Annotated in this window: 9 protein-coding genes; 5 read left to right on the forward strand and 4 right to left on the reverse strand. The window is 35.3% G+C overall.

Going from position 1 to position 6,648, the window contains the following annotated elements; translation table 11 throughout:
* A partial coding sequence (locus MV589_RS04320; protein ID WP_297432404.1) for an ankyrin repeat domain-containing protein occupies positions 1–446 on the forward strand: 446 nt, incomplete at its 5' end.
* 3 nt (positions 447–449) lie between these two features.
* Here the strand turns inward: MV589_RS04320 and MV589_RS04325 are convergent.
* Positions 450–641 carry a hypothetical protein gene (locus tag MV589_RS04325; protein ID WP_297432406.1) on the reverse strand — a complete coding sequence of 64 codons (192 nt, stop codon included), beginning with the start codon at positions 639–641 and terminating at the stop codon, positions 450–452.
* 67 nt (positions 642–708) lie between these two features.
* Entirely contained in the window at positions 709–1,440 is a 732-nt protein-coding gene (locus MV589_RS04330; RefSeq protein ID WP_297432408.1) for a competence/damage-inducible protein A, read from the reverse strand.
* 64 nt (positions 1,441–1,504) lie between these two features.
* On the opposite strand from MV589_RS04330, the gene MV589_RS04335 reads away from it, so the two are divergent.
* Together MV589_RS04335 and adk are read left to right on the forward strand one after the other, a co-directional pair.
* Positions 1,505–1,795 carry a hypothetical protein gene (locus tag MV589_RS04335; RefSeq protein ID WP_297432409.1) on the forward strand — a complete coding sequence of 97 codons (291 nt, stop codon included), beginning with the start codon at positions 1,505–1,507 and terminating at the stop codon, positions 1,793–1,795.
* A gap of 19 nt (positions 1,796–1,814) precedes the next feature.
* A complete protein-coding gene (adk, locus tag MV589_RS04340) occupies positions 1,815–2,465 on the forward strand; it encodes an adenylate kinase (protein WP_297432411.1) in 651 nt (216 codons plus the stop codon).
* Between the two features lie 48 nt (positions 2,466–2,513).
* Here adk and MV589_RS04345 read toward each other — a convergent pair whose 3' ends face one another.
* Entirely contained in the window at positions 2,514–3,083 is a 570-nt protein-coding gene (locus MV589_RS04345) for an adenylate kinase (protein WP_297432413.1), read from the reverse strand.
* Positions 3,083–4,840, reverse strand: coding sequence for an aspartate--tRNA ligase (gene aspS, locus MV589_RS04350; protein ID WP_297432415.1), 1,758 nt, complete (start codon positions 4,838–4,840; stop codon positions 3,083–3,085). The genes MV589_RS04345 and aspS overlap by 1 nt, the downstream gene beginning before the upstream one ends.
* Positions 4,841–4,923: 83 nt before the next feature.
* Here aspS and MV589_RS04355 point away from each other — a divergent pair, with 83 nt between their 5' ends.
* The gene (locus tag MV589_RS04355) at positions 4,924–5,778 is read left to right on the forward strand and encodes an NAD(+)/NADH kinase (RefSeq protein WP_297432417.1); all 855 of its coding nucleotides are present in this window, start codon (positions 4,924–4,926) and stop codon (positions 5,776–5,778) included.
* 1 nt (position 5,779) lies between these two features.
* A partial coding sequence (locus MV589_RS04360; protein WP_297432419.1) for a polysaccharide deacetylase family protein occupies positions 5,780–6,648 on the forward strand: 869 nt, incomplete at its 3' end.

Consider the following 6,648-nt stretch of genomic DNA (forward strand, 5'->3'; position numbering starts at 1 on the left):
TCAAGTCAGGTGGGGATTTGTCTCAAACAAATGAACTTGGTGAGTCTGTACTTGCTTGTGCTTTGCGCGCAGGATGTGAAATGGAGACCTTGATGCTGCTTTGTCAAAATGGAGCAGATATTTTTGACTTCGATGATGAGGGTGTAAGTATTTTTGATATGGCAGTAACTTATGACAATAAAGAGATGTTACTTTATTTGATAGAGCAGGGCAAAAATGTCAATGAAACAACACGAAAAAGTGGTTTTACAGCACTTATGGCAGCTGCATGTTATGGCAGGATAGAGATAGCACAAATACTTTTAGACAATGGAGCAGATACAAATACCAAAGACTCAAAGGGTTTTACAGCAGTTGATTTTGCGAGAAAAATGAATAAAAAAAGTATTCTCTCTCTTTTTGAATATGACGAAAATAGTCCTAAAAACACCGCGTATGCACGCTAGTTTTTAGTCGAAAAACTTTCCTTGGTTTGAGTGATCAAGCGGTTTTCTCTTCTCTTTTGTAAGCCAATCTTGTAAAAGTGACTCTACAACTTTACTCAAACTCATTTTATATCTGCTTCGAGAGTACTTCATGGCGTCATCCCATGTTGATTTGTCTATAAGCAGACTTCTTGTGACTTCATCTTTTGGTTTCAACTGTTTCTTCTTTCATATATGATTTTCAGGTGTTAAAAGCAATAATAGTTCCAATTAGTCATATTGACTACATAAGCACATAAGGGATATTTTGTTCATTGAGCGCCTCTTCAAATAGTTTAAAATAGTGTAAAACATCCTCTTTATTCTCTCCTGATAGTGAGAGTTCCACATTTGGCTTATTGTCAATGAAAATTGGTAGTGATGAGAGTTCAATATGTGCTGGAACTTTTTGCATTACTGAAATGAGTGTATTTTCACTTGTTTTTGCTTTGAGAGTGTATCGGTAGCTTTTTTTCATATCTGAAAAATGCTTTTGTATAGCTTCTTGGAGTATTGGATGTGCCATAGATGGAAAACCAGGGACGAAAAAATATTTTTCATCTAATGAAAAGCCTGACATATTATTTATGGGGTTTTTCAAAAGAGCTGCGTTTGGAGGTAAGTCTGCCATGTGAATTCTATGTGGATATGCCTCATCACCAAATTTAGCAATAATATCTCGTCGAAACTGCTCATTTGTTACAACTTTTGAGTCTCTAAAAATTTCAGCAGCAATTTCACGGGTCAAATCATCGGGTGTAGAACCAATACCTCCAAAAGAGAACATCACTGCGTTTGAATCCTCTTTTATCGTACGATATGTACGCCGCATAAGCTCTTTATCGTCTTTTATAACAAAAGATGCGAAGAGTTCATGTCCATACTTTTGTAACTCTGCTTGTAAAAATGCAAAATGTTTATCATTTCTGCGTCCGTTAAGTATTTCTGTTCCAATAATTACTGCGTAAAAATTCATATACCAATCTTTTTATTTTAATTATAGTATTATTCCATAAATAATTACCTAAGGATTAAAGAATATGTCACAAATAGCAAAACTTGAAGAGTTATTGACAAAAAGTGTTATTCCTGACATCAAAGATAGACTTGATGAAATCTTTGAAGAGATAGCAGGAAGTAAAGAAGCAACAGAAGATGCTAAAGAAGAGATAGAAGAGCTTCGTGAATTTAAAGCAGACTTAGAAGATGTTTTAGAAGATATTGCAAATGGTGATATTGATGAAGCTGAGGCAAAAGAGCTTGTTGAGGATATTTTACTCGCTCAAAAAGACCAAGATGAAGAAGATTTTGGTTTCGTAGAAGAGAAATAATTAAAAAATAGGAGAAAAAATGAGAATAATACTACTAGGCGCACCAGGTGCAGGTAAAGGTACTCAAGCACAATTTTTGACAAAAAAATATGACATTCCTCAAATATCAACAGGCGATATGCTCCGTGCTGCAATAAAAGCAGGAACAGCAATGGGAAAACTTGCAAAAGAGGCGATGGATGCTGGTAAACTTGTTACAGATGAGATAATCATTGGTCTTGTAAAAGATAGAATTGCTCAAGATGACTGTAAAAATGGTTATCTTTTAGATGGTTTTCCAAGAACACTTCCTCAAGCCGATGCTGTAACAAATGCAGGTATTGAAATAGACGCAGTCATTGAGATAGATGTACCAGATGAAGAGATAGTAAAACGCATGAGTGGAAGACGCGTACATCTTGCAAGTGGAAGAACATATCACATCATCTACAATCCTCCAAAAGTTGAAGGTAAAGATGATGTGACTGGTGAAGATTTAGTACAGCGTGATGATGATAAAGAGAATGTAGTGCTTGATAGACTCAAAGTGTATCATGAACAGACTGAACCTTTAGTAGATTACTATAAAGCACAAGCTGCAAAAAATAGTAAAATAAAATACATTACTGTTGATGGAACGGCTGATATTAAAGATGTTGAAGAGGCTATTGTTTCAGGACTTGAAAAGTAGTAAAGTTTATGATGTGCTGCGTTTAAACGCAGCCTCATAGTATAGAAATTAAATTTTAGAGTTTATGAAACTCTGCATCTGCGAGACTATTTGTTCAATAGTTCCTTCACCAGAAATTACTTTTAAAAGATTTTTTGCTTTGTAGAAATCTCTAATTTGTTCTAATGGTTCAAGATAAACACGCATACGATTATTAAATACTTCATTATTGTCATCTGCACCACGAGCTCGACCAAGAACTCGCTCTCTAGCAGTCTCTTCGCTCACCTCTACTTCTATAATATTAGTTAATATGATTGAATTATCATGTGCTAAAAAATCTTCAAGAGCATCCATTTGTTCAATACTACGAGGATAACCATCTAAGATAACTACATTGGTAGAGGCATTTTTAATAGCATTAGTAATTGTTGCAATGGCAATATTAATAGGTACAATAAGACCATTTGATATATAACCCTCTATCTCTTTTCCAAGCTCACTTCCTGAAGCAACTTCTGCTCTAAGCATATCACCTGTTGAAAAGTGAGAGATATTTTCATTCTCTTTTGCAATAAGCTCGGCATCAGTCGTTTTACCAGAGCCAGGAGCTCCGATGATGAGAAATAACTTTTTCATTATGCTTTTACTTGTTCACGCAATCTAATGTGCAGATCGCGAAGTTGTGTATTGTCAACTTCTGATGGTGCTTGAGTGAGTACACACGCTGCTTTTTGCGTTTTAGGGAAGGCAATAACATCACGAATACTTGCTTTTTTAGAGATAATCATCATAAGTCTATCAAACCCTATAGCAAAACCACCATGTGGAGGTGCACCAAATTTAAGCGCATCAAGTAAGAAACCAAACTTCTCTTGAGCCTCTTCTTCTTCAATACCAAGAAGTTTAAATATCTCTTCTTGTACCTCTTCTTTGTGAATACGAATAGATCCACCACCAAGTTCAGTACCATTTAAAACAATGTCATAAGCAATTGATTCTATCTCTTCTACATCATCTTTATCTGTATCTTTTGGTTGTGTAAATGGATGGTGGAGTGCTTTTACATGTCCATCTTCTACTTCAAACATAGGAAAATCAACAACCCATACAAACTCATAAGCATTTTCATCTATAAGGTTCATTTTTTCATGTTCAGCGATGAAGTTTCTAAAACGACCCATATAATCCCATACAGTTTTTTTCTCACCAGCACCAAAGAAAACTACATCGCCAACTTGCATATCAAGTCTCTCTATAAGAAGGTTAATGTCCTCTTCTTGGAAAAATTTAATAAGTGGACCTTTTAGACCATCTTCTTTCATTTGGAAGTATCCAAGACCATGTGCACCAAATTTGCGAACGAACTCTTCAAAACTTTTCATTTCGCGTTTTGAAAATACTAAATCAGCACCAGGAACTTTAAGGGCTTTAATACGGTTTTTATGTGGTTGTTTTGCAATGCTTGTAAAGATTTCATTGTCACATCTTTCAAAAATATCAATAACATCAACCATCTCAAGACCATAACGAAGATCTGGTTTATCTGAACCATATTTTTCCATAGCTTCTTTATAAGTCATACGGTTAAATGGTGGTTTAATATCCACACCACACGCTTTAAACATACCTTCAAGCAAATCCTCTGCTACTTTTATGACATCTTCTTGAGTACAAAAACTCATCTCGACATCTATTTGAGTAAATTCAGGTTGTCTATCGGCACGCAAATCTTCATCACGGAAACATTTTGCAATTTGGAAATATCTATCAAATCCACCAACCATTAAAAGCTGTTTGAAAAGTTGTGGTGATTGTGGAAGTGCATAAAATTCACCATTGTGAACACGAGAAGGTACCAAATAATCTCTTGCTCCCTCTGGAGTAGATTTTGTTAGAATTGGTGTTTCAACCTCTAAAAATCCATTTGCATCGAGTACATTTCTTGCTGCAATTGCTGCTTTTGAACGTAAACGAAATACTTCAAAAACATCAGGGTCACGAAGCTCTAGGTAACGGTACTTCAAGCGAGTCTCTTCACCAACATTTTTATCTCCAATTACAAAAGGAACAGGAGCTGATTTGTTTTCAATAATAAGTTCATCTACTACGATTTCAATAGCACCAGTTTTTAGGCGTGGATTTGTAAGCCCTTCACCACGAAGACGTACTTTCCCTTTTGCAATAAGCACATACTCGTCACGCACATCATTTGCTATTTTATGTGCCTCTTTAGAGTCTTCAGGGTCACAAGTAAGCTGGATTAAACCAGTTTTGTCACGTAAATCTATGAAAATGATTCCACCATGGTCACGATAGTTATTAGCCCAACCAGTTAGAACAACATCTTCTCCAACATTAGTTTCATTTAAATCTGTACAGTAATGAGTTCTCAAAATATAGAGTCCTATATAAATAATTTTCGCGATTATACCTAAATATAGTATAATTGACAAAATTATTCACAAGATGAGCAGACTTGAAAGCAAAAACAATAAAAAAAGTAGGTGTGGTTTTACGCCCCTCAACACCTGAACTAAAAGAGTACTACTATACATTAGAAAAGATTTTTAAGAGGCATGATATAGAAGTGCTTTTAGATAGTATTAGTGGTGGTATGATAGGCGTAATGGGAATGGAGTTTGATATTTTATGTAAAAGTGCAGATGCCATTGTAACGCTTGGTGGTGATGGTACACTCATCTCGGCTGTAAGACGATCGTTTAAGTATGATGTTCCTATTTTTGGTGTTTATGCCGGTTCTTTGGGATTTCTTGCAGATATAGATTTTGATGAACTAGAGCAGTTTGTAGCAAAATTAGTGCAAGGCGATTATAGAGTTGATGAGCGTGCTATTTTGGAAGCGACATTTAAACAAAGTGGTAAAGATGTTTCTATTTATGCTTTTAACGACATTGTGTTGACCCGTCCCTCTGTTTCAAACATGATTCATGTAGAAACACTTGTTGATTCCAAGTCGTTTAATACTTATTATGGTGATGGTGTCATTGTCTCCACACCTACAGGCTCTACTGCATACAATCTCTCAGCCGGAGGACCTGTTCTTTTTCCTTTAACAAATGTTTTTGCACTTACTCCTATCTGTCCTCACTCTTTGACACAAAGACCTGTTGTTTTACCAGGAGAATTCTCCATAGAGATGAAAACACCAAAAGATAAAGCACTTGTCATTATAGATGGACAAGATAAACATGAACTTGCAAAAGGCGAGAGTATACATATACAATTAGCAGAGAAAAAGGTAAAGCTTATCCATAGAGATGAGTTTAATTATTTTGATGTTTTAAAAGAAAAATTGAATTGGGGAGATTAAGATGAAAAAGAGACTTTTTTTATTACTATTTATATGGACTGCGTTTAATACAGTTGTGTTTGCACAGACAAGAGGTGAAGGTCACGCAATTATTTTGCAGTATCATCGTTTTGGTGAATCTCGTTATCCTTCTACTAATATTAATATGGATTTATTTAAAAAGCAGATGGCATATTTGCACAATAATCACTACAATGTTGTACCCCTTTCTCAGGTGGTGAAGGCTTTAATGCATAAAAAACCATTACCACCAAAAGCAGTAGTAATTACCATGGATGATGCTTATAGAACTGTCTATACAAACGCTTACCCAATTTTGAAAAAGTATAATTTTCCTGCAACAATATTTGTCAATTCAATGCCAATAATCCACCACTCAAAACGCTATATGACATGGGATGAGATGCGTGAAATGGGAAGAGAAGGTTTAGCAGAGTTTGGAAATCATACATATTCGCATGAGTATCTTGTTCGCATAGATAGCGACAAACCTGCTCAGTATAAGAAGGATGTAACAAAAGAGATACTTAAATGTGAGACAAAACTGCAAAAGGAACTTGGAAAGTATCTCTGTTCAAAACCAAAAATACTAGCATACCCTTTTGGTGAGTTTGATGTCCGTTTAATGAAAATTCTTAAAAAACTTGGTTATGTCGGCATAGCACAAAATTCAGGTCCTATCTCACAAAGAAGTAATCTTTTGGCACTTACACGCTTTCCAATGTCTGGAAACTTTGGCAAGATGCAGAGTTTTATATTGAAATTGCATACTTTGCCTTTGGCTGTTAGATCTACTTCTACTGAAGATACTATGGTGACAAAAAAGAATAATCCTCCTATTTTTAGATTAAAACTTGAGAAAAAATACAA

The organism is Sulfurimonas sp. (genome assembly GCF_026991475.1).
In the GTDB taxonomy this organism is placed as follows: Bacteria; Campylobacterota; Campylobacteria; order Campylobacterales; family Sulfurimonadaceae; genus Sulfurimonas.

Bases quoted from the DNA above. Each gene is read 5' to 3' on its own strand.
- adk (WP_297432411.1), top strand. From the start codon at position 1,815: ATGAGAATAATACTACTAGGCGCACCAGGTGCAGGTAAAGGTACTCAA.
- MV589_RS04345 (WP_297432413.1), bottom strand. From the start codon at position 3,083: ATGAAAAAGTTATTTCTCATCATCGGAGCTCCTGGCTCTGGTAAAACG.
- MV589_RS04330 (WP_297432408.1), bottom strand. From the start codon at position 1,440: ATGAATTTTTACGCAGTAATTATTGGAACAGAAATACTTAACGGACGC.
- MV589_RS04335 (WP_297432409.1), top strand. From the start codon at position 1,505: ATGTCACAAATAGCAAAACTTGAAGAGTTATTGACAAAAAGTGTTATT.